Consider the following 23,603-nt stretch of genomic DNA (forward strand, 5'->3'; position numbering starts at 1 on the left):
CGGTTGAGATCAGTGTTGTGCCAGAAACAACACAACCCCAACAGCTTTACCCCTCTGGTGAGCATCACCAGAAACTACTTCTTCCAGATTGGTTGTGCCGCCCACAAAGGCGACACGACAACAAGTCATGCCTGATGACCATAGCGAGTCGGTCCCACCCCTTCCCATCCCGAACAGGACCGTGAAACGACTCCACGCCGATGATAGTGCGGATTCCCGTGTGAAAGTAGGTAATCGTCAGGCTCCCCAGCAGCAAGCAAAAACCCCACCCGAAAAGGTGGGGTTTTTGCGTTTGCGGCCGCAAAAAACTGCATCAATACGGTCTCAACATCATCACTCCGGGAAATGCGCGTCCGTTTCTGCTGATTCGAAGCGCGTTCGCGTAACTCGTCAGTTCTTGCCCATATCCGCGGCATGCATGTGCGGGTTCTCCGCTCTTATCCCTTCTCGAACACGCTAGCTCTGGTTTTGTTCGCTTAGCAGCAGTGTCAAAGGACAGATCCCCCGCAGGCGAAAAACCTGCACCAAAACAGCTTCACCACCCCTTTTCATTTCCTTCCTACGCGCGTTTCGTCGCATCGACTTGCCTTAACATCCGTCTCAGAATACTGTATAAATATACAGTGAAAACTCGTCACCCCATGCTTGCCCGATGCCGGGCAGGGCGGAGTATTCCCTATTGAACGAGCGTGTCTATGGCAGTAGCAGCGATTCATCTGGCGACGACGACGCTGTCGTCGCAATTGCGGCGTCAGGTGTGGCAGGGCAATGAGCTTGCCGAGGCAGACTCGCGGGTGATTTCCAGCGGCTATGCCGCGCTGGATCAACTGCTGCCCGGACAGGGTTGGTCGGCCGGCGGCCTAACGGAATTATTGATTGAACACGGAGGAGTCGGCGAACTGCGTCTGCTGGCCCGAGCGCTTCGGCATCTTACGGCACAAGCCGAACGACACGTCATGCTCGTGGCACCCCCTTACCAGCCCTGTGCTTCGGCACTGAGGGCTTGGGGTATCGATGTCGAGCGCGTCTTATGGGTGCGCTCGAGTGAGGACCAAGCCCTGTGGGCCGCTGCTCAGGCATTGAAGCAGGATGGCATGGGTGCCGTGCTGATATGGCTGCCGAATGCGCGCGCCGATAAGGTTCGGCGTCTGCAGGTGGCGGCTCAGGAGTCGGCCTCGCTGGCATTTTTGATCCGGCCTGTCGAGGCAGCCACGCAATCTTCGCCGGCACCGTTGCGAATGATCTGCGAGCCGCTCTTGCCGGCTAATGCGCAGACGATCAACCGCCGTCAATGGTTGCAGGAGATTGGTATCTCGATCGACATCTTCAAGCGCCGCGGTCCGCCGCTAGCGGAGCCTCTGCGTCTCATTTTGCCGTTACAAAGCGTCGTGTTGCCGGAAAGCGGAGTCGGCAGCAATCAAGGACGAGAGATCAAACATGTTGTGGATCGCAGTCACATTGCCACTCTTGTCGCTGGAGGCCGTGAAGCCTCTCGAGCCGCTCCCGGATGGTTCGCCCGCGAAGCCGAATCGGTGTGAGCCCGGTGACGAGGCAAGCCAGCCTCCATGTGCCGAAAACGTCACCGAGGTGCGCTGCTATGCGCTGGCCGATCACGCGCACATCCTGATGCCGGATTTCGACGCATTGCGTGCCGGGGTGCATGCGGGTCATTCGCGCTCGTACGCATTGGCTTTGGCTCCGGGTCTCAAGATGCTTGCCACAGACGCAGCCCGCGAAACCCAGGCGTTCGAAGCGATGGCGCTCGCTTTGCTGACGTACACACCGAAGGTGTCGCTCGCACACGAGCACACCTTGTTGCTGGAAGTCGGCTCCGGTTTGCGGTTGTTTGGCGGCTTGCGCGCGTTGTTGTCGCGGGTATCCGCGACAGTGGCTGAATTCGCCTATACGGCGCGCATCGCGTGCGCACCGACAGCCTGGGGCGCGTGGTTGTTGGCGCAGGCGCACGCCGATCGGCAGGGGCATCGTTGGCATGTGATAAAGGAAACGTCGCTTGCGCGGGTCCTCGACCGCGTATCTGTGTCGTTGCTGCCGGTTGCGCAGGCGCATCGCGATGCGCTTGCGCATCTCGGTTGCACGAGGCTGGCCGATTTGCGTCAGTTGCCAAGGTCGGGTGTCGTGCGGCGTTTCGGCAGTGGCATTCTGGATCTGCTGGCACAAGCATATGGTACGCGTCCGGATCCGCGCGAATCGTTTCGTGCGCCGGCATCGTTTCATGCGCAGTTGGAGTTGCCGTCGCGGGTCGATAACGCCGATGCACTACTGTTCGCCGCGCGTCGGCTGATTGTGCAACTGGCCGGATGGTTGAGCGCGCATCATGCAGCGCTCAGTGGTTATACGTTGTTGCTCGAACATGAATTGGTATCCCGTCATGCGTCGAAGACGTCGAGTCTGAAGGTTGCGTGGGCCATACCGTCGCGCGATGCCGAGCATCTGATCTGGCTGTTGCGTGAGAAGTTGAATCAGACGGTTCTGGTGGCGCCGGTGATCGAGGTGAAGCTGGTCGCGGATCAGATCGGCGAGTATGCAGGGCGGTCGGACACCTTGTTTCCAATGCCCGAGTCAGACGGCGATTCGATCGCACGTCTGCTCGAACGCTTGAGCGCGCGTTTGGGGCCGGAGAACGTGCTGCAGATGTCGGTGCAGGACGATCATCGGCCTGAGCGGGCAATGCGCGTCGAGGCCTACCAGGCGCAAGCATTTTCGCGTAAGAAGCGTTCGTCTGCGAAAGCCAGGACAAAAATGAAAGCGGATAAAACCTGGCTGACCGATGAGTTGCGGCACGCTGCATCGGAGGGTGTGCGCGCAGACGGCGGTGCGGCGACACAGGCGACACAGGCGACACAGGCGACACAGGCGACACAGGCGACACAGGCGACACAGGCGACACAGGCGACACAGGCGACACAGGCAGAACAGGCAGAACAGGCAGAACAGGCAGAACAGGCAGAACAGGCAGAACAGGCAGAACAGGCAGAACAGGCAGAACAGGCAGAACAGGCAGAACGCACAGCACACCCAGTGCACCTATCACAACAGTCTGACAAAAAGAGTGATGCTAAAAGCAGCCGCCTATTCGTAACGCCATCGGCCGATGCCCAAGCCTCACTCGATCTGCCCGACAGCGTATTGCCATCGCAGCCTCGCCCCGTCTGGATGCTCGACAAACCGCTGCGCCTGATGATGCGCGACCAGCGGCCGATCTATCGTCGGCCGCTGAAAATGCTCACGCGTACCGAACGGATTGAAGCAGGGTGGTGGGACGGTAACCGCGTCGAGCGGGATTACTACGTTGCGGCAGATGATCGTGGCCATATGTTCTGGGTGTATCGGGAACGTTTTAGCGGCGAGTGGTATTTGCAGGGTTTGTTCGGCTGAGCATCATGGTAAATTCCCGGCCCTCAGTTTCATTGGAGCAGGCGCTTGCGGCCCAATTGCCGCCCTATGCAGAACTGCATTGCCTGACTAATTTCTCGTTTCTGCGCGGCGCTTCGCATCCGCATGAACTGGTCGAGCAGGCGATGTCGTGCGGCTATAGCGCGCTTGCGATCACCGATGAATGCTCGTTGGCGGGCGTCGTGCGCGCGCACACGGCGGTGAGAGAAATCAAACAGGAGCGGGACCGCCAACAGAAGGAGCGTGAAGACAAGGCGAAAGCCGCGCAAGCAGGAGCGTCTCCAGAAGAAGCAGCAAAGTCGACGGCCACAAATCCAGCGGGCTCGCAACAGGAAGCCTCACGGCAAGAAGCCCCACGGCAAGAAGCCCCACGGCAAGAAGCCCCACGGCAAGAAGCCCCACGGCAAGAAGCCCCACGGCAAGAAGCCCCACGGCAAGAAGCCCCACGGCAAGAAGCCCCACGGCAAGAAGCCCCGCGGCAAGAAGCCCCACAGCAAGAAGTCCCACAGCAAGAAGTCCCACAGCAAGAAGCCCCACAACAGGAAGCCCCACAACAGGAAGCCACTGAGCAAGAGGCGCTAAAACCAATCCCTCACCTCATCATCGGTAGCGAACTGAATCTGACGGACGATGCAGGCGAGCCGTTCTGCACACTGGTTGCGCTCGCAACTAACCGCAATGGCTACGGCAATCTTTCCGAACTGATCACGCTCGCCCGCTCGCGTTCCGACAAGGGCAGCTATCGCCTCAGCCCGTCCGATTTCACCGATGCGTTGCCGCATCTCGAACATCTCAAGACCTTGCCCGATTGCGTCCTGATCCTCGTGCCGCAACGCACGGCGACGCTCTCACACACGCTGCGCTGCGCGCATTGGCTTGCCTCATTGGCTCCGCAACGCTCATGGATCGCACTCGAACTCTGGCAAACCGGTAGCGACGATCTTCAGATTGACGCGTTGCGGATGATTTCAAAAGCGAGCGGTTTGCCTCTGGTGGCGGCAGGTGGCGTCCTGATGCATGCGCGATCGCGCAAACCATTGCAAGACACCCTGACCGCGATCGGTCGCGTCACACCGCTATCGGCATGCGGCCACGCGCTCGAGGCGAATGCCGAGCGGCATATGCGCACGCGTGTGCGGCTCGGCAAACTGTATCCGCGCGACACGCTTGAAGAAACGCTGCGCATCGCCGCCCTATGCCGCTTCTCGCTCGATGAACTGAAGTATGAGTATCCGGAAGAGCTGGTGCCCGCCGGCGAATCGCCGTCGAGTTATCTGCGCAAGCTGGTCATGGCCGGCGCAGTCGAGCGTTGGCCGGACGGCATGGATCTCAAGCGAATCGAACAGATCGAGAAAGAGCTGTTGCTGATCACCGAGCTGAAATACGAAAAGTACTTCTTGACGGTGCACGATATCGTGAGCTTCGCGCGCTCCAGAAACATACTGTGCCAGGGGCGAGGTTCGGCAGCGAATTCGATCATATGCTATTGCTTGCATGTGACGGAAATCGATCCGGTGCACATGAACATGCTGATCGAACGGTTCATCTCGCGCGCGCGTAACGAACCACCTGATATCGACGTCGATTTCGAGCATCAGCGCCGGGAAGAGGTGATTCAATATATCTACAGCAAGTACGGCCGTCATCGCGCTGCACTCACTGCGTCGCTGATCACATATCACGCACGCAGTGCGCTGAAGGATGTCGGCAAGGCGTTGGGGCTCGAAGCGTCGCTGATCGAGCGGATCAGTAAATCGCAGCAATGGTGGGACGGTACAGATGCGGTCGCCAAATATCTGGCCGAAGCGGGCTTCGATGCCAACTCGCACATCACGCAGAATCTGATTCGTCTCACGAAGGAGTTGCGCCATTTTCCGCGCCATCTGTCGCAGCACGTCGGCGGCTTTGTGATCGCGAAAGACAAGCTGTCGCGACTCGTGCCGATTGAGAACGCGACGATGAAAGACCGTAGCGTGATCGAGTGGGACAAGGACGATATCGATGCGCTCAAGCTATTGAAAGTCGACGTGCTGGCGCTCGGCATGTTGTCGGCGATCCGGCGCGCGCTGGAGTTCGTCGCATTGCGGCGCGGCTTTCCGAAATTCAGGGTGCAGGATATTCCGCGCGAGGATCGAGCCGTCTACGAAATGTGCGGCCATGCCGATACGATCGGCGTATTCCAGATTGAATCGCGTGCGCAGCAAAGCATGTTGCCGCGGCTGAAGCCGAACAAATACTACGATCTCGTGATCGAAGTCGCGATCGTGCGGCCGGGGCCGATTCAGGGCGGCATGGTGCATCCGTATTTGCGTCGCAAGCAGGGTCTCGAGGCGGAGGACTACGCTAAAGATGAGTTGCGGCCGGTGCTAGAACGCACGCTTGGCGTGCCGATTTTCCAGGAACAGGTGATGCATCTCGCGATGGTTGCGGCGAAATACACCGGTGAGCAGGCCGACCAGTTACGTCGCGCAATGGCCGCGTGGCGGCGCAGCGGCAATCTGGCGAAGTATCAGCAAGATCTGACCGACCGCATGTTAGCGCGCGGCTATGAAAAAGACTTTATCGAGCGCATCTGCAAACAGATCGAAGGCTTCGGCGAGTACGGGTTTCCGGAGAGTCACGCGGCAAGCTTTGCATTGCTCGTCTATCTCAGTGCGTGGTTGAAACGTTATGAGCCGGCCGCTTTTCTGGCGGGGTTGCTGAATAGTCAGCCGTTGGGATTTTATTCACCGTCGCAACTGGTGCAGGATGCGAAGCGTCACGGCGTCCAGGTATTGCCGCCCGACGTGACCTTGAGCGATTGGGAATCGACCTTCGAAAGACGCGGTCATGAAGGGCAGCGGATTTCATCGAGCGAGACCTGTTTGCATCGTCAGCAGGGCGTATTATCCGCGCAGCAATTACGCGATCTGTCGTTGCGGCGCTTCACGGTGGCCCGGACGATCCGGCGCGCGGCAAAACAGCTGACCGCACGCGTATTCCAATCGTCGAAAACCTATGGCGCGCGCGGTCCGACAGTGCGCATCGGCATGCATCTGATCAAAGGTCTTTCACAGGTGGCTGCCGAACGCATCATGGCGGCCCGTAGCGACGCGCAGTTTACCGACGTCGACGATCTGACGCGTCGCGCGTCATTGACGCGGCGCGATCTCGAAGCGCTTGCCGCGGCGAATGCGCTGGTCAGCATCGCGGGCCATCGGCGCGAAGCGTGGTGGGCGGTGACCGCGCAGCACACGGTGCCCAAATTGCTGCGCGATGCGCCGATCGCCGAAGTGCCGTTGGCATTGCCGCAGGCGGCCGAAAGTCGCGAGATCGTCGACGACTACGCGAGCCTTGGTCTCACGCTCAATCGCCATCCGCTCGCGTTATTGCGAGCACGTCTTGCCAAGCAACGTTTTCGCACGGCGGCCGAACTCGCCGCGTGTCAGCACGGCACGCTGGCGCGCGCCTGCGGCATTGTCACCGTGCGGCAGCGGCCGGGCACGGCAAACGGCACCGTGTTCGTTTCCATCGAAGACGAAACCGGTTCGATCAATGTGATCGTCTGGCCATCGCTGGTGGAAAAGCAGCGCAAGGTGCTGCTGGGTTCATCGTTGCTGGCGGTGTATGGCGTCTTGCAGCGTGATGACGGCGTTTCTACCGGCGGTGACAGCGCCGGCAACGTGGTGAACACAAATAAAGCGGGCAAGGCGAAACAGAAACAGAAGGGCGAGGTGATCCATCTCGTCGCGCATCGACTCGAAGATCACAGCGAGTGGCTCGGTGAACTGGCCACGGCGAGCCGCGATTTTCATTGATGCCGATCTGCAGTGGCTGAGTTCGCATGCCCGGGCGCCATGCCGACGTACCAGCGGTCCATGGGCACACAGGGGCAGTACCTGTCGTGGCTAAGCTTGCAGGCCCGATGCCAAGCAGGCCTGTCGCCGGGCCGTGGAAACGCGGGCAGCATCTGCTGTGGTTAAGCTCGCTGCCGGGCGGCTACGCCGGCGTCTCGCCTTGCCACGGAAACGCGGCAAGCACCTGCCGGATCGCAACGTCGAATGGCGTGCGGCGGCCGATACCGAGCGCCTCGAGCCGGTCCGACGCCAGGTGACAGTTATGCGGACGCGGCGTCGCGTCGGTGGGCGTGTGCTGGGGCGTCAGTTGCGCATCAAGTTGCAGCGCGTCTGCAAGCCGCACGGCGATTTCATACTTGTTCATCGGCTCGTCGCCCGACCATTGCACGATGCCGCGGATCGCATCGCCACGCGCATGCCATTCGAGCATCTGCCGGATCACGAACGCGACGTCCGGCGTAAAGGTCGGGTAGCGAATCGCCCATGCATCCATGACCGCGGCCTTGCCTTCGCGTGAAGCCGACGCGGCAATCGCCGGCACGAGACTCGTCACCGCCGATTCTGCCCAATCGACGATCGGTCCATATAGCAGCGGCAAACGCAGCACGCAGCCGAGATCGGTGGATTCCGTCAGCGCGCGTTCGCCTTCGAGTTTGCTGCGCCCATAGGCATTGAGCGGCGCGGGCGCGGAATCGGGCTGATAGGGTGGGTGGGCGCCGTCGAACACGTAGTCGGTTGAGATCGAGAGCGTCCATGCGCCCCGCCGCTTTGCCGCTGCGGCCAGGGTGCGCACCGCATCGACGTTCAACGCCCGGGCGAGCGCCGGATCGTGCTCGCACACATCCGGCCGACGTTCCGCGGCGGCAATCACGAGCGCATCCGGCGCTTCGCGCTCGACGAACTGCTCGACCGCCCGCGCATCGCGAATATCCAGCGCAACGGTGTCCGAACCCGGCCGGCTGAACGCCGTGGCGACAACTTGCCAACCAGCCTGCTGCGCCAGTTCGTCGACGAGAGCCCGGCCGAGCAGCCCGGAAGCACCAATGACGGCAACTTTGAACATGACGGTCGCTCGCTTAGCGGGCGGGGCCGCTAGTCATGCTGGTCACCGTGTAACCGGCCTCGTCGATTGCGGCCTTTAGCGTGTCAGCCGGCTGCGCCGATTCGACCGCCACGCGACCGGATGCCAGATCGACCTGGACCTGAGCGGCTTCATCGTGTTCACGGATTGCATTCGTAACCGCTGCCACGCAATGCTGGCAGCTCATGCCTTCTACCTGGAATTCGATCGTCATCGGGATTGCCTCGAAAAAACGGATGTTGCGATGATCGAATTATGCCTGCCGATGCGCAGTTGGGTGGCTGACCTTCCCACTATGGGAAGGTGTACGATCGACGCATACCTTGGGAAAACAGTCATGAATATCGGTGAAGCGGCCCGCGCGTCGGGCGTCACAGCGAAGATGATTCGCTACTACGAAAGCGTAGGCCTGCTGGCGGCAAAAGCGCGCACCAACGCCGGCTACCGCATATACGGGCCGCAAGAGGTTCATTCGCTGCGTTTCATCCGGCAGGCGCGCCGTCTTGGTTTTCTGGTCGAAGACATCCGCCGGTTGCTGGCGCTGTGGCACGACCGGTCGCGCGCCAGCGCCGAAGTGAAGGCGATTGCGCTGGAGCACGTCGCTGAACTCGATCGCCGCATTACCGAGCTGACCGACATGCGCGACACATTGGCGCATCTGGCCGACCATTGCCACGGCGACGAGCGTCCGGATTGCCCGATTATCGAGCGGCTAGCCGACACCGATCTGGTGTCGGGAAAGGGTTGTCATCCAATTTGAAGGCGCTGGGTGCAACCGAGGGTAGGATTTGTCGCTACCGAACGGCAAAAAGCACCATGATGGTGCAAAATAATTTGGGGTAATATCACCGGTCAAGAAAAGGCCATCTCGAATTTAGATAAATCAATGACTTAGGCGCACCACGGGCGTGCACCATTCCAAAACGGAATGCACGTCATGCGGGCATTTCACTAGCAAGGTTGCACCATAGGGCTATAATCCGGGTTAACCCTTTTACGGGAAATCCCTGATGCAGAACTCACCGGGGATTCAATCTGATCCTTGGAGAACATCATGTTTGCATACGTACTTGAAAAGCTGAGCACCTGGTTTGAAACTGCAGAACGCAGCCGTCGTGAAGCCTATCTGGCGTCGTCGTCGGATATCGTTCAGCTCGAACAGCGCATCCGCTCGCTCGAAACCAACGGCTACTCGCTGTAAGTTTCAACTGCATCAAGTTTGACCCGGCGGCGCTGGTGCGCGGCCATCGCTGTAAAGTGTTGAGCCCCGTATAGACGGGGCTTTGTCACATCTGGACCGCGAAAATTTCACGGCGAGTGGCGCTTCACGGCTATTCATGGCTAATTACGACTAGCCTGACGGGTGCCGCCGCGGTAAGGTAAAGCGTTTTCTGCGCTACCCGGCATTCTCAAACTCAACCGGTCCGCCCATGCTTCCTGTCCGCTTGCTCAAATCCGTCCTGGCCATAGCCGTCGCAGCATCGCTGACAACGATTTTCGCAGTCCCGGCGACTTTCGCCGCGTCGAGCAACGTCGCCCGCCAGCCCCTGATACTCGACTCGCAGAGCGGCATTAACGACGGCCAAAGCGGCACCGTGTTGCAGACCGCGCCGCTTTCGCGACAGCCGATCGCAGGGGCGCAGCCCATCGCGACGCCCACGGAGTTGGCACCGAATTCGTCGGTACCGATCGTTGTCGCGCCCTACATCCCGGTGCCTGTGGGCGGCGGCACGCCATCCCCACACCCGCAGCCGCAACCTCGCCCCGTGCCTCGCGCGCAATAAGCGTCTCCGGCGCGATATCTTCCAGTCGTTTTTTTTCCATCCGTTGGCGCTTCGAGCAGCAGTGCCTCTGTCGTGCCATCGCACGTGCACGCGCGCCTTCGACTAATGCGCGAGGCACCGCATACGCAATCCGGGTTTCGGCTCATGGCGTGTGCGAAGCCGTCCGACGACAATCGCTGCGCGCTCTCTCGCCAACGACGTGGGCCATGCACAGTGTGCAGCGCCATCGCATCGAATGAAAACAGAACAAGGAGACATCCCATGCCTACTCACTGGATGCGGCGTGCCGCCGGCACCTGCGCCACGTTGATCGCGCTGATCGCACCCGCGGCGCTGCCCGGTGCCGCGCTCGCCAAAGACACACCGGAAAAGCCCACGTTGACGATGGCCGTCGGCGGGTTGCCAGGCCTTTACTATTTACCGGTACTCGCCGCACAGCAACTGGGCTACTTCAAGGACGAAGGGCTCGACGTCACGCTCGAAGATTTCGCGGGCGGGTCGAAGGCGTTGGAAGCGGTCGTGGGCGGCAGTGCCGACGTGGGAGCCGGCGCCTTCGAGCACACGCTGTTCATGCAGGCAAAGGGGCAACGCTACCGCGCGTTCGTGCTGATGGGCCGCGCGCCGCAGATCGTCGTCGCGGTGCTGAAGTCGAAGGCGGATCAGATCAAGACATTGGCGGACTTCAAGGGGGCCAAAGTTGGCGTGAGCGCGCCGGGTTCGTCGACGGATCTGGTGCTTACCGTTGCTTTGCGCAAGGCCGGCGTACAGCGCAACGAGATTTCGGCGATCGGCGTGGGCAGTGGTGCCACGGTACTGGCCGCAGTGAGCGGCGGTCAGCTCGACGCGCTGTCCAACGTCGATCCGATGATGACCAAACTGACGCGTAGTGGTGCGATCAAAGTGCTGGTCGACACGCGTACTGTGAAGGGCACGCAGGAGGTATTCGGCGGGACGATGCCGGCGGCGACGCTCTATGCATCGGAGACTTTCATCCAGAAGAATCCGAAGACCACGCAGGCGCTCGCCAATGCGATCGTGCGCGCGGACCATTGGCTGCAGACCGCGAGCGATGCCGACTTGCTGAAGATGGTGCCACCGGCCTATTTGCTCAATGACTCGGCACTGTATGTGGAGGCCTTCCACAACGTGCGCGACGCCTATTCGCCGGATGGCTTGATGCCCGCGGATGGTCCGGCGACCTCATTACGCGCCTTGTCGTCGTTCGATAACCGCCTCGATCCGAAAAAGATCGATCTGAACGCGACCTATACCAACGACTTCGCCCGCAAGGCAGACGCGCAACTCAAGTAAGCGGTCTGGTGGCCTCCAACGCCGCGATACAAGTTCGCGCGGAGCCTGCAGCGAGGCTCAATCGCCGCGATATTCGACCTTGAACTGTGCGGCCTTGTCCTCGCCGAGCGTTTGGACCAGCCAGGGCATCTGGTCTTTCAGCGTTTTTGCCAGCGTGTACGGCGGATTCAGGATGAACATGCCGCTGCCGAACAACCCGAAGCCGTCGGTCGGCGGATTGCTGACGGTCAGGCTCACATGCAGCCAGTTGCGCTCCTGCAGCTTCTTCAGCTGATCGGGGAAGCGCTGCGATTCAAGGCGTCTTACCTGCGGATACCAGACCGCGTAGGTGCCGGTCGGAAAGCGCTTCAGGCTTTCTTCGACGCAGCGCAGCGTGCGCGTGTAGTCGCGCTTGTCTTCGTAAGACGGATCGAGCAACACCAGCGCACGGCGCGGCGCCGGCGGCAGTAACGCGAGGATGCCGTCGAAGCCGTCGCCCGCATAAAGCATTGCGCGGCGGCCCGCGTCGCGGAAGTTATGGCGCAGCACGTCGATTTCAGTGGTGTGCAGTTCGAACAGGCGCATGCGGTCCTGCTCGCGCATCTGCCGCCACGCGATATACGGTGAACCCGGGTAGAAGCGCAACTGGCCGTCCGGATTCAGCGCGCTCACTTCGTCGACGTAATCCGCGAAGATCGAGGGCAGGTCGTTACGCTCCCATAGTTTGGCGATGCCGGTCCGGAACTCGCCGGTTTTGGTCGCGTAGCCTTCCTTCAGCGAATAGACGCCGGCGCCCGCGTGCGTGTCGATATACCAGTAGGCTTTGTCCTTCTGGCCGAGGTAGCGCAGGAGCTGCAACACGACGGCGTGTTTCAGAACGTCGGCGTGATTGCCTGCATGAAAGGCGTGGCGGTAGCTGAGCATGATGAGGAGACGCTGAAAGAGGGCGTGCCGGTCCAGGGCGGATTCGGCGATGCGAGTGCAATGCGGCAGCACAACAGAAGTGCAGCGCGGTCGCGTATTGTACGCGACACCGCGTTGCACTCCGCAGTGCGTTGCGCGTGACACGGTCCTGATGGTGCGCAAGCCATGCTCCGCGGTTCCTGCGAGTGGCCGGTCAGTCGTATGCGTCGCCGATGATCTCCTCGATCCGCTGCTTGATCTCCGGCGTAATCCGCTCGGCCACATCGGCGGATTTCATGTTCTCACCGATCTGTTCGACGCGCGACGCGCCAGTGATGACCGTGCTCACATGTGGATTCTTCAGAATCCAACCAATCGCCAACTGGCCAACCGTGCAGCCCAGCTCGTCAGCCACTTCGCCCAGCTTGCCGACCACGTTGTTCTTGGCGGCGTCGGTGACCTGCTTGCGCAGCCAGTCGTAGCCTTGCAACTGCGCGCGGCTATCCGCAGGTACCCCTTCGCGGTACTTGCCGGTGAGCAGGCCGGACGCGAGCGGGCTCCATGTGGTGAGCCCAAGGCCAATATCCTCGTAAAGCCGCTTGTATTCCTGCTCGACGCGCTTGCGGTGGAACAGGTTGTACTGCGGCTGCTCCATGACCGGTTTGTGCAGATGGTGCCGCTCAGCGATCTCGTAAGCCGCGCGGATTTCGTCGGCGCTCCATTCAGACGTGCCCCAGTACAGTGCCTTGCCGCGCGTGATCATGTCGCTCATGGCCCAGACGGTTTCTTCGACCGGCGTGTTCGGGTCAGGACGATGACAGAACGCCAGATCGACATAATCGAGTTGCAGGCGTTTGAGCGACGTGTCGATCGCGTTCAGCAAATATTTGCGGTTCAGCGTGTGGTACTGGTTCGGCGCTTCGTTGAGCCCCCAGAAGAATTTGGTCGATACTACATAGCTCACGCGCGGCCACGCCAGTTCCTTGAGTGCCTGGCCCATGATCTCTTCGGATTGACCGGCGGCGTACACCTCCGCGTTGTCGAAGAAGTTGACTCCCGCATCACGCGCGGCCGCAAGCGACTCGCGCGCCGCACGATGATCCACCTGATTGCCGTAGGTGACCCATGAGCCGATGGACAGTTCGCTGACTTGCAGGCCGGAACGGCCCAGACGTCGATAATTCATGTATTCCTCCTTGGTAGTGATGCCGCCGGAATCCCGCTAAAACGTCTAGTTTAAAGAGATAAGGCCCAATGTGCGTTTTGCGGATGTAGTTCACGCGGTTCATGCACAATAGCAGCGTTGGCCGCAGTGCAGCATTCGGCCAAACGGCCTATGCCGTTTGGCTGACTTCACGCCGCCTGCGGTCCGTGGTCTCATTGCTCATCAACTGCATGGAGGTTCTGGATGTCGTCACTGAACACGAATCTGAATGGCAAGGTCGCGGTGGTTACCGGCGCCGCGAGCGGTATCGGCAAGCAGATTGCGCTCACGCTTTCCGCGGCGGGCGCGGCGGTCGCGATCGCCGACCTGAACCAGGACGGCGCGAACGCTGTCGCTGAAGAAATCAAAAAGGGTGGCGGAAAGGCAATCGGCGTGGCGATGGACGTCACGAACGAAGACGCCGTCAACCAGGGCATCGACAAAGTCGCGGCCGAATTCGGCTCGATCGACATTCTGATTTCCAACGCTGGTATCCAGATCGTCAATCCGATCGAAAACTACTCGTTTTCCGACTGGAAGAAAATGCAGGCCATCCACGTGGACGGCGCCTTCCTCACCACCAAGGCCGCGCTCAAGCACATGTATAAAGACGATCGCGGCGGGATCGTGATCTACATGGGCTCGGTCCATTCGCACGAAGCGTCGCCGCTGAAGTCCGCCTATGTGACGGCCAAGCATGCGCTGCTGGGGCTCGCGCGCGTACTGGCCAAGGAAGGCGCGAAACACAATGTGCGCTCGCATGTGGTGTGTCCGGGTTTCGTGCGTACGCCGCTGGTCGACAAGCAGATTCCCGAGCAGGCCAAGGAGCTCGGCATCAGTGAAGAAGACGTGATCAAGCGCGTGATGCTGGGCGGCACGGTCGACGGCATCTTCACCACGGTGGAAGACGTCGCGCAGACGGTGCTGTTCCTGTCGACTTTCCCGACTGCGGCGCTGACCGGCCAGTCCTTTATTGTGAGCCACGGCTGGTATATGCAATAAGGAGGTGCCCATGGCGCAACGCAATCTCAAGCGGGCGCGCGTCGGCGCGCCCGGCGGCGGGGAAGGCGAGGGCGCCGGTCCGGCGCCCTCCGCGCATCCCCACCGGCACCTCCATTTACCCAACTACGAAACCGTCGCGTTGATGCTGCAAGGTGGCGGCGCGCTGGGCGCCTACCAGGCCGGCGTCTTTCAGGGGCTTTACGAAGCCGGCATCGAGCCGAACTGGCTCGCCGGCATTTCGATCGGCGCGCTGAACACAGCCATCATTGCCGGCAACCCGCCGGAGAAACGCGTCGAGCGGCTGCTGCAATTCTGGGAGACGATCTGCCAGCCGGCGTTCGGGCCACCGTTGCCGGCCTTTATCGAGCACGCGCTGTTCAACTCGAGTGACGCCGTTCGCAAGGCCTTCACGGCGACCCAGGCGATGGGCGCGATCGTGGAGGGGCAAAAGGGCTTTTTCGTGCCGCGTTTCCCGCCGCCATTGCCCACCGTCTCCGGGCCGCCGCAATTGGCGAGCTACTACGACACCACGCCGCTCAAGGCCACGCTGGAAGCGCTGTGTGATTTCGACCGCATCAATTCCGGTGAGATGCGTGTGTCGGTCGGCGCGGTGAATTGCGGTACAGGCAATTTCGCCTACTTCGATAACAAGCATACGAAACTGAGGCCTGAGCATTTCATGGCGTCAGGTGCGTTGCCGCCGGGTTTCGCGGCGGTCGAAATCGAGGGCCAGTACTACTGGGACGGCGGCTTGATGTCGAACACGCCGCTCTATGAAGTGATCCAGACCACGCCGCGTCGCGATACGCTTGCCTTTCAGGTCGATCTTTGGAGTGCGATCGGGCCGGTGCCGGACAACATCACCGATGTTCAAGGGCGCATGAAAGACATCCAGTACTCGAGCCGCACGCGTCTCGTGACCGATATGCTGCAACGTTCGCAGCGTTTCCGGCATGTGCTGCGCGAGGTGCTCGATCGCGTGCCGTCTGACCAGCGCGACGATCCCTGGTGCAAGCTGGCGGATGATCTATCGTGTTCGAAGCGCTACAACGTGATCCACCTTATCTACCGGCAGAAGGAATACGAAGGACACTTCAAGGACTTTCAGTTTGGCCTGTCGACGATGCGTGAACACTGGCAAAGCGGTCTGGAAGATATACGCCACTCGCTTGCTCAACCCGATTGGCTGGAGATGCCTGACAACGACGCAGGATTTGTCACGCACGATATCCATCGGGATTCGCGCTGAAACCGCCGTAGATGACAGCAGCAAACCACATTGGCAACTGACGGCAACGGGTCGCAAGCAGCGGCTCGTGACATCAGGTCGCACCGGTGGACGACACTCACACGTCCAGCAACAACTGGCCAATAAAAAACGGCGCCCGAAAGGGCGCCGTTTCTACAAGCAGTTCAAGCGGCAACAGCCAGGCAAAGTGCGCGCGATGAACGCCCGCCCTCTGAAATGCCTTACTTCAGCACGTGAGCGATCGCGTTAGCCACCGCGTCGAGGTTGCGCGTATTCAGCGCAGCCACGCAGATGCGGCCCGTGCTCACAGCGTAGATGCCGAACTCTTCGCGCAGACGGTCCACTTGCGGCGCCGTCAGGCCCGAGTACGAGAACATGCCACGTTGTGCGTTCACGAAGCTGAAATCGCGATCCACGCCGCTTGCCTTCAGACGTTCGACCAGACCGTTGCGCATAGCGCGGATGCGGTCGCGCATTTCGGCGAGTTCCGTTTCCCACGTGGTGCGCAATTCAGCCGATGCGAGCACCGCTGCGACCACCGCGCCGCCGTGCGTCGGCGGGTTCGAGTAGTTTGTGCGGATCACGCGCTTCAGTTGCGACAGCACGCGAGCAGATTCTTCCTTGCTTGCCGTGATGATCGACAGTGCGCCGATACGCTCACCGTACAGCGAAAACGACTTCGAGAACGACGACGACACAAACACGTTCAGTTCCGATGCCGCGAACAGACGGACTGCTGCAGCGTCGGATTCGATGTTGTCGCCGAAACCCTGGTAAGCGATGTCGAGGAACGGCACCAGATTGCGCGCCTTGACGACTTCGACGATCTGCTTCCATTGGTCGACCGTCAGGTCGACGCCGGTCGGGTTGTGGCAGCATGCGTGCAGCACGACAACCGTGCCTGCGGCATAGCTGTTCAGCGCGCTCAGCATGCCTTCGAAGTTCACGCCGTGCGTGTGCGCGTCGTAGTACGGATAGTTCACGACTTCGAAGCCGGCGCCTTCGAACAGCGCGCGGTGGTTTTCCCAGCTCGGGTCGCTGATCGCGACCTTGGTGTTCGGGTTCAGGCGCTTCAGGAAATCAGCGCCGATTTTCAGCGCGCCCGTGCCGCCCAGTGCTTGCGCCGTCACGACGCGGCCCGCGGCGATCAGCGGCGAGTCGTTGCCGAGCAGCAGCTTTTGCACGGCAGCGTCGTAGGCAGCGATGCCTTCGATCGGCAGATAGCCACGCGGCAGCGCGGCTTCGACGCGAGCCTTTTCCGCGTCGCGCACGGCGCGCAGCAGCGGAATCTTGCCTTCTTCATTGAAGTACACACCAACGCCAAGGTTGACCTTGGTGGCGCGCGCATCGGCGTTGAAAGCTTCGTTCAGGCCCAGAATCGGGTCGCGGGGAGCAAGTTCGACGGCGGAGAACAGAGACATGGTGGGTGGGCAGCAGTAGTGAAAAGAGGGCGGCTTCAGGCGCGGGCGGCCCGGCCAAAGGTGTCTGACGGATGATTCAGACGGAAGACGGGCATCGGCGAGCGAGCGCAACTTGGCATTGTAGCGAATCCGCGGGCATTTTTCGGGCGACAAAGCCCACTGGACTGAACTATTTGCTTGAAAAACAGGCACTCCGGTGTCACGTGGTGGTAGCGGATCGGCCTGGGACGAAGCCGGCGAAGGCAGAACCGTCGCCCCAAACCTGCGCGAAATCTCCTCCCGCCGCCGCCCCCAACCCCGACGCAGACCCGCTCAGCCCGGGTTCCCGCAACCCGTTAGAATAGTTCTTTGCCCAAGGCCCGGTGCCGCTCCCCATGTCCGAACAACATCTGACTGAAGTCGACGAGACGCTTGACGAGTCCAAATTCGTCACGTTCGAAGGCTCGCCGTTCCAGCTTTACCAGCCGTATCTGCCCGCCGGCGACCAGCCGACTGCGATCGACACGCTTGTCGAAGGCATTGAGGACGGCTTGTCGTTCCAGACGCTGCTCGGCGTGACCGGCTCCGGCAAAACCTTCACGATGGCCAACACCATCGCGCGGCTCGGCCGGCCCGCGATCGTGTTCGCGCCGAACAAGACGCTCGCCGCGCAGCTCTATTCGGAGTTTCGCGAGTTCTTTCCGCGCAATGCGGTCGAATACTTCGTCTCGTACTACGACTACTACCAGCCGGAAGCGTACGTGCCGCAGCGCGACCTGTTCATCGAGAAAGATTCGTCGATCAACGAGCACATCGAGCAGATGCGGCTGTCGGCCACCAAAAGCCTGATGGAGCGGCGCGACGTGATCATCGTCGGCACGGTATCGGCGATTTACGGTATTGGTAACCCGTCGGAATATCACAAGATGATTCTGACGCTGCGTACCGGCGACAAGCTCGGCCAGCGCGACATCATCGCCCGGCTGATTGCGATGCAGTACAACCGCAATGAAGCCGACTTCCAGCGCGGTTCGTTCCGCGTGCGCGGCGACACGATCGATATTTTCCCGGCCGAGCACGCCGAAATGGCGGTGCGCATCGAGTTGTTCGACGACGAGGTCGAGACGCTGCAACTCTTTGATCCGCTCACCGGCCGCGTGCGGCAGAAGATTTCCCGCTTCACTGTGTACCCGTCGTCGCATTACGTGACGCCGCGCGACACCGTGGTGCGCGCGGTCGAAACGATCAAGGACGAACTGCGCGAGCGGCTCGAATTCTTCTATAGCAACGGTAAGCTCGTTGAAGCGCAGCGGCTCGAGCAGCGCACCCGCTTCGATCTGGAAATGCTGCAGGAGTTGGGTTTCTGCAAGGGTATCGAGAACTACTCGCGGCACTTCTCGGGTGCGGCGCCCGGCGAGCCGCCGCCGACGCTGGTCGACTACCTGCCGTCCGACGCGCTGATGCTGCTCGACGAATCACATGTGCTGATCGGGCAGCTGAACGGCATGTACAACGGCGACCGGGCACGTAAAGAGAACTTGGTGGACTACGGGTTTCGCCTCCCGTCAGCGCTCGATAATCGCCCGCTCAAGTTCAACGAATTCGAGCGCAAGATGCGCCAGGTCGTGTTTGTGTCGGCCACGCCGGCGGACTACGAGAAGAAAACGGCAGGGCAGGTGGCCGAGCAGCTCGTGCGTCCCACCGGTCTCGTCGATCCGGAAATCGAGGTACGTCCGGCGCGAACCCAGGTCGACGATGTGCTCGCCGAGATCAACGAACGCGTCAAAGTAGGCGACCGCGTGCTGGTCACCGTGCTGACTAAGCGGATGGCCGAGCAGCTGACCGAGTTTCTGGCCGACCACGGCGTCAAGGTGCGCTACCTGCACAGCGACATCGATACGGTGGAGCGGGTGGAAATCATCCGCGATCTGCGGCTGGGCACGTTTGACGTGCTGGTCGGGATCAACCTGCTGCGCGAGGGGCTGGATATCCCCGAAGTCTCGTTGGTCGCGATTCTCGACGCGGACAAGGAGGGCTTCCTGCGCGCCGAGCGCTCGCTGATCCAGACCATCGGCCGGGCGGCGCGTAACGTGAACGGCAAGGCGATTCTGTACGCGGACAGAGTGACCGACTCGATGCGCCGCGCCATCGACGAAACCGAACGGCGGCGCGCCAAGCAGATCGCCTACAACCTGGAGCACGGCATAACGCCGCGCGGCGTGGTCAAGCGGATTCGCGACATCATCGACGGGGTGTACAACGTCGACGACGCCCGCGCCGAGTTGAAGGAACAGCAGACTCGGGCGAAATTCGAGGACATGTCCGAGAAGCAGCTCGCCAAGGAGCTCAAGCGTCTCGAAAAGCAGATGATGGAGCACGCCAAGAATCTCGAGTTCGAAAAAGCCGCGCAAACCCGCGACCAGCTGGCACTGCTGCGACAGCGCGTGTTCGGCGCCAACGTCGGCGACCACGTGCCCGGCGTCTGATCAACCTCGCTCTCCCGCACAGGGCGCCGCAACACACTGCGCCCTGTCGCATCCCATCGCATGATAGCCATGCACCCGGCTTGCAGGCTTCTTCCAACCCGCCAACACCCCTCCGCACTTCGATCCTTCAAGCAGCCTTAAACCCCTGTCTCAATAAGGCTTTGAGCGTCTGCGAATTTGTTCTCCCTGTCGATCGATGATAAACTCGACCAATATTGAGAATGGTTCGCATTAACGTTAGTAATGCAGCTTACGGTTCCATCGCTCCCGCTCGGGGGCATCGGGCCGCGGTGCCCAGGCATGCGCAACCACTATTCCAATGGGTTCGATTCCAGTCAGATAAAAACAAGGAGTTTCAATGCGGATTTCTTCATTCGTGCGTGGTGGCGCGGCAGCGGTAGCCGCGGTGGCGGCGCTCTCGGCAACGGCAGCGGAATACCCGATCGGCAAGCAGCAGATTCAGGGCGGCATGGAAATCGGCGCGGTCTATCTGCAGCCGATCACCATGGAACCCGAAGGCATGATGCGCAAGGCGTCGGATTCGGATATCCACCTGGAAGCCGACATCCACGCAGTCAAGAACAATCCGACGGGTTTCGCCGAAGGCGACTGGATGCCGTATCTGCAAGTTCGTTATGAATTGACGAAAGCCGGTTCGAATCAGACCCAGAAGGGCGACATGATGGCGATGGTCGCCAACGACGGTCCGCACTACGGCGACAACGTCAAGCTGCAAGGCCCGGGCAAGTACCACCTGAAGATGATCGTCGAAGCGCCGATGCAAACCGGCCACATGGCATTCGGCCGTCACGTCGACAAGGAAACCGGCGTGGGGCCGTGGTTCAAGCCGATTACGCTCGAATACGACTTCACGTTCGCGGGTATCGGCAAGAAGGGCGGTTACTGATCGCCGAAGATGCGGATCATCACGCCTCGTCACGCATCGCTGCGTGGCCAGGCGTGAATGAGTGAATGCATGCAGCAGGCGGCGGGCGGACAACGAAACCTGCCGCGCCGCGTTTTCCGGAAAGGCTAATGAGAATTAACCGAAAGATCGCGATCCTCGCCATGACCAACTTGCTGGCGGGCGCCGCGCACGCAGCGGATCTGCCCACCTTCAAGCTGGAAATGACCGACGGCAAGCTGAACCCCGCACGTATCGAAGTGCCGGCAGGGCAGCGCATCAAGATCGAAGTGCGCAACACCGGCAAGGGCGCTGCCGAGTTTGAAAGTGTGCAGTTGCGTAAAGAAAAGGTGTTGGCGCCGGGCGCGGATTCGTTCGTCGTGATCGCTCCGCTTTCGCCGGGCGAATACAAGTTCTTCGACGATTTCCATCAGCAGGCGCAGGGTGTGATCGTCGCGAAGTAGCGGCTTGGGGCGCGAGCGCAGGCCTTGAACAAACGGGTTACGCGTTCGCCAAAGCAGTAGCAGGGCAGAAGGGAGAGCTTGGATGGGTCAGATTCTATTCATCGTGTGGCGGGAAAGTGTTGAGGCCTTGCTGGTCGTCGGCATCCTGTACGCGTGGTTGAAAAATGGCGACGACGATGCGCGCCGCGGTTTGCCGTACCTGTGGGGTGGCGTCGCGGCCGGTGTGATCGCGGCGGTCGCACTTGGCGCGGCGCTGGTCGGTTTCACCGAAGTGCTCTCCGGTGACGCGCAGGATTATTTCCAGACCGCAATGGTGCTGGTCGCGTGCGTGCTGATCGTGCAGATGGTGCTGTGGATGAAGCAGCACGGCCGGTCCCTCAAGCGCGACATGGAGCAGTCGCTGCAAAAGAGTCAGCGCGATTCGAACTGGTGGGGTGTCGCATTGCTGGTCGCCTTGGCGATCGCGCGCGAAGGTAGTGAAACGGTGATCTTCCTGTACGGTCTCGGCTTTGGCCAGTCAGGTCATGTGGACGGCAGCCAGATGCTCGCTGTGATCATCGGCCTCGGTCTCGCATTCCTGACCTTCTACGTGCTGCAGTTGGGCGGCAAATACTTCTCGTGGCGGCTCTTCTTCCGCGTCACCGAAATCATGCTGCTGTTCCTCGGCGCGGGCCTGTTCCAGACCGGTGTCGATAAGCTGATCGACAAGGAAATCCTGCCGACGATCATCGACCAGATGTGGAACTCGTCGGCCATCCTCGACGACTCGAGCACGTTCGGCTCGCTGGTTGCGACGCTCACCGGTTATCGCGCCCATCCGGCGCTGATGAATCTGATCGCCTACGCCGTGTACTGGTTGGTCGTCTATCTGCTGGTGCGTCGCGCGAATCGCAAGCCGGCGCAGCAGGCCGCAGGGCGCGCAGCATGAGTGCCGTCATGACCCGCCCGGGCCGCCTCGCCGCGGCCGGGCAGTGGATGCAGCGTCACGGCGGGCTGATCCGCGGCATTCAGTGGGTTGTGGTGGCCGTGTACGCGTTCCTGATTCTCGTGCCGGCAGTGATGCCGCTGCCGGACGACACCTCGCATCTGTGGAACAACCTGACGCTTGCCGCGCAGTTCGTGTTCTGGGGCATCTGGTGGCCCTTCGTGCTGCTGTCGATGGTGATGCTGGGCCGTGTCTGGTGCGGCGTGCTGTGTCCGGAAGGCGCGCTCGCGGAATTCGCCAGCAAGTATGGTCGCGGCCGGGCGATTCCGCGCTGGATGCGCTGGGGCGGCTGGCCGTTCGTCGCGTTTGGCATTACCACCATCTACGGTCAGATGGTCAGCGTCTACCAGTATCCGAAAGCGGTGCTGCTGGTGCTCGGCGGTTCCACTTTCGCGGCGATGATCATCGGCTTGCTGTACGGGCGCGAGAAGCGCGTCTGGTGCAAGTATCTATGCCCCGTCAACGGGGTCTTTTCGCTTCTGGCGCGCCTCGCGCCGTTCCATTACAAAGTCGATGAAGACGCGTGGCGCCGTTCGTACAAGAACGGCGAACATGGGCATCGCGTGATTCCGATCAATTGCGCGCCGCTGGTGCCGCTGCGCAATATGAAGGGCGCGTCGGACTGCCATATGTGCGGCCGTTGCAGCGGGCATCGCGACGCGATCGCGCTGACGTGGCGTGCGCCGTCGTCGGAAGTTGTGCAACTCGGCGACAAGCAGGCGAACCCGTGGGACACCGCGTTGATCCTGTACGGCTTGCTCGGCATCGCGATCGGCGCATTCCACTGGACCGCTTCGCGCTGGTTCATCGACCTGAAGATGTTCTTCGCCACGTGGCTGGTCGATCACGACATCACCTGGCCGCTCGACACCAACGCGCCGTGGTTCCTGTTCACGCATTACCCTGAGCAGAACGACGTGTTCTCGTGGCTCGACGGCACCATGGTGATCGGCTACATCCTCGCTACGGCGCTGGTGTACGGCACAGCGTTGCTGGTGTTGCTGATGGGTGCAACGGCCATGCTGGGACGCTTCAGCACCGTGCGTCTGCATCATTTGACGCAGGGCCTGATTCCGATTGCCGGCGCCGGTGTGTTCCTCGGCTTGTCGGCGACCACGCTGTCGCTGCTGCGCGCGGAACATATGTCGTTGTGGTGGGCGTCGGATCTGCGTATCGCGATTCTGGCGATCGCCAATCTGTGGAGCGCGTGGCTCGCCTGGCTCGTCACACGTCGCTATAGCGAGCGCTTCGTTCAACGCGGCCTCGCGATGCTGTGGTTCGCCGCGGCGCTGGCTGTGGTCGATAGTGCATGGTGGCTGATGTTCTGGGGCTGGGCTTCAAAGTAGGCCTTGACGTTGCGACGCGCTGTCGAGACCCGATCGGAGCCGTCCAAAACAAAAAAGCCGTGGAGATGGTCGCATCCCACGGCTTTTCAATTTTCTGTATGTGCGACACACGTCGTTTCGTGCATCCGCATTGGGTGAGAACCAAAAAAGCGGCCTGGCTTGCTGCGACGGCTGGCTTGGTGTCTGCACGAAGGGGTCTAGTTCTCACGTGCAAGCCGTCGTGGCTGGCTAATGCCCAACACCTCTCGAGGAGGT

18 protein-coding genes and 1 rRNA gene are annotated in these 23,603 nt (G+C 61.0%); 14 read left to right on the plus strand and 5 right to left on the minus strand.

What is annotated here, in order from left to right:
• Positions 1–130 precede the first annotated feature (130 nt).
• The 4 genes from rrf (at position 131) to HHL24_RS39445 (ending at position 7,211) form a co-directional block, all read left to right on the plus strand.
• A 5S ribosomal RNA gene (gene rrf / locus HHL24_RS39420) occupies positions 131–243 on the plus strand.
• Positions 244–695: 452 nt separating this feature from the next.
• Positions 696–1,538, plus strand: a complete 843-nt coding sequence (gene imuA, locus HHL24_RS39425; RefSeq protein WP_169490701.1) for a translesion DNA synthesis-associated protein ImuA — start codon at positions 696–698, stop codon at positions 1,536–1,538.
• Positions 1,438–3,396 carry a Y-family DNA polymerase gene (locus tag HHL24_RS39430; RefSeq protein ID WP_230417767.1) on the plus strand — a complete coding sequence of 653 codons (1,959 nt, stop codon included), beginning with the start codon at positions 1,438–1,440 and terminating at the stop codon, positions 3,394–3,396. Before imuA ends, HHL24_RS39430 begins: the two co-directional genes overlap by 101 nt.
• Positions 3,397–3,401: 5 nt before the next feature.
• Positions 3,402–7,211, plus strand: a complete 3,810-nt coding sequence (locus tag HHL24_RS39445) for an error-prone DNA polymerase (protein WP_169490702.1) — start codon at positions 3,402–3,404, stop codon at positions 7,209–7,211.
• Between the two features lie 181 nt (positions 7,212–7,392).
• Here HHL24_RS39445 and HHL24_RS39450 read toward each other — a convergent pair whose 3' ends face one another.
• Complete coding sequence (locus tag HHL24_RS39450) at positions 7,393–8,313, minus strand: dTDP-4-dehydrorhamnose reductase family protein (RefSeq protein WP_169490703.1); 921 nt, start codon at positions 8,311–8,313, stop codon at positions 7,393–7,395.
• A 13-nt stretch (positions 8,314–8,326) separates the two neighbouring features.
• A complete protein-coding gene (locus HHL24_RS39455) occupies positions 8,327–8,545 on the minus strand; it encodes a heavy-metal-associated domain-containing protein (protein ID WP_169490704.1) in 219 nt (72 codons plus the stop codon).
• A 123-nt stretch (positions 8,546–8,668) separates the two neighbouring features.
• Here HHL24_RS39455 and cueR point away from each other — a divergent pair, with 123 nt between their 5' ends.
• The 3 genes from cueR (at position 8,669) to HHL24_RS39470 (ending at position 11,426) form a co-directional block, all read left to right on the plus strand.
• Complete coding sequence (cueR, locus tag HHL24_RS39460; RefSeq protein ID WP_169490705.1) at positions 8,669–9,091, plus strand: Cu(I)-responsive transcriptional regulator; 423 nt, start codon at positions 8,669–8,671, stop codon at positions 9,089–9,091.
• A 294-nt stretch (positions 9,092–9,385) separates the two neighbouring features.
• Entirely contained in the window at positions 9,386–9,532 is a 147-nt protein-coding gene (locus HHL24_RS39465; RefSeq protein ID WP_074284875.1) for a DUF3563 family protein, read from the plus strand.
• 844 nt (positions 9,533–10,376) lie between these two features.
• A complete protein-coding gene (locus HHL24_RS39470) occupies positions 10,377–11,426 on the plus strand; it encodes an ABC transporter substrate-binding protein (RefSeq protein WP_169490706.1) in 1,050 nt (349 codons plus the stop codon).
• 57 nt (positions 11,427–11,483) lie between these two features.
• Here the strand turns inward: HHL24_RS39470 and HHL24_RS39475 are convergent, their stop codons facing one another.
• Both HHL24_RS39475 and HHL24_RS39480 read right to left on the minus strand, forming a co-directional pair.
• Positions 11,484–12,329, minus strand: a complete 846-nt coding sequence (locus HHL24_RS39475; RefSeq protein WP_169490707.1) for a 23S rRNA (adenine(2030)-N(6))-methyltransferase RlmJ — start codon at positions 12,327–12,329, stop codon at positions 11,484–11,486.
• A gap of 193 nt (positions 12,330–12,522) precedes the next feature.
• Positions 12,523–13,494 (minus strand): potassium channel beta subunit family protein, encoded by a 972-nt coding sequence (locus HHL24_RS39480; protein ID WP_169490708.1) that lies wholly within the window; start codon positions 13,492–13,494, stop codon positions 12,523–12,525.
• 222 nt (positions 13,495–13,716) lie between these two features.
• Between HHL24_RS39480 and HHL24_RS39485 the strand changes: the two genes are divergently transcribed.
• The gene (locus HHL24_RS39485; protein WP_169490709.1) at positions 13,717–14,514 is read left to right on the plus strand and encodes a 3-hydroxybutyrate dehydrogenase; all 798 of its coding nucleotides are present in this window, start codon (positions 13,717–13,719) and stop codon (positions 14,512–14,514) included.
• Between the two features lie 10 nt (positions 14,515–14,524).
• Entirely contained in the window at positions 14,525–15,763 is a 1,239-nt protein-coding gene (locus tag HHL24_RS39490) for a DUF3734 domain-containing protein (protein ID WP_169490710.1), read from the plus strand.
• Between the two features lie 221 nt (positions 15,764–15,984).
• On the opposite strand, the gene HHL24_RS39495 is transcribed toward HHL24_RS39490, so the two are convergent.
• Positions 15,985–17,184, minus strand: coding sequence for an amino acid aminotransferase (locus HHL24_RS39495; RefSeq protein WP_169490711.1), 1,200 nt, complete (start codon positions 17,182–17,184; stop codon positions 15,985–15,987).
• Positions 17,185–17,558: 374 nt separating this feature from the next.
• Between HHL24_RS39495 and uvrB the strand changes: the two genes are divergently transcribed.
• The 5 genes from uvrB (at position 17,559) to HHL24_RS39520 (ending at position 23,348) form a co-directional block, all read left to right on the plus strand.
• Positions 17,559–19,649 (plus strand): excinuclease ABC subunit UvrB, encoded by a 2,091-nt coding sequence (gene uvrB / locus HHL24_RS39500; RefSeq protein WP_169490712.1) that lies wholly within the window; start codon positions 17,559–17,561, stop codon positions 19,647–19,649.
• A 358-nt stretch (positions 19,650–20,007) separates the two neighbouring features.
• Complete coding sequence (locus tag HHL24_RS39505; protein ID WP_091795661.1) at positions 20,008–20,556, plus strand: iron transporter; 549 nt, start codon at positions 20,008–20,010, stop codon at positions 20,554–20,556.
• Between the two features lie 128 nt (positions 20,557–20,684).
• Complete coding sequence (locus HHL24_RS39510) at positions 20,685–21,017, plus strand: cupredoxin domain-containing protein (RefSeq protein ID WP_169490713.1); 333 nt, start codon at positions 20,685–20,687, stop codon at positions 21,015–21,017.
• An 82-nt stretch (positions 21,018–21,099) separates the two neighbouring features.
• Positions 21,100–21,945 carry an FTR1 family iron permease gene (locus HHL24_RS39515; RefSeq protein ID WP_169490714.1) on the plus strand — a complete coding sequence of 282 codons (846 nt, stop codon included), beginning with the start codon at positions 21,100–21,102 and terminating at the stop codon, positions 21,943–21,945.
• Positions 21,942–23,348, plus strand: a complete 1,407-nt coding sequence (locus HHL24_RS39520; protein WP_169490715.1) for a 4Fe-4S binding protein — start codon at positions 21,942–21,944, stop codon at positions 23,346–23,348. The genes HHL24_RS39515 and HHL24_RS39520 overlap by 4 nt, the downstream gene beginning before the upstream one ends.
• The last annotated feature ends 255 nt before the right edge of the window (positions 23,349–23,603 follow it).

The organism is Paraburkholderia polaris (genome assembly GCF_012927345.1).
Taxonomy (GTDB): Bacteria; Pseudomonadota; Gammaproteobacteria; order Burkholderiales; family Burkholderiaceae; genus Paraburkholderia; species Paraburkholderia polaris.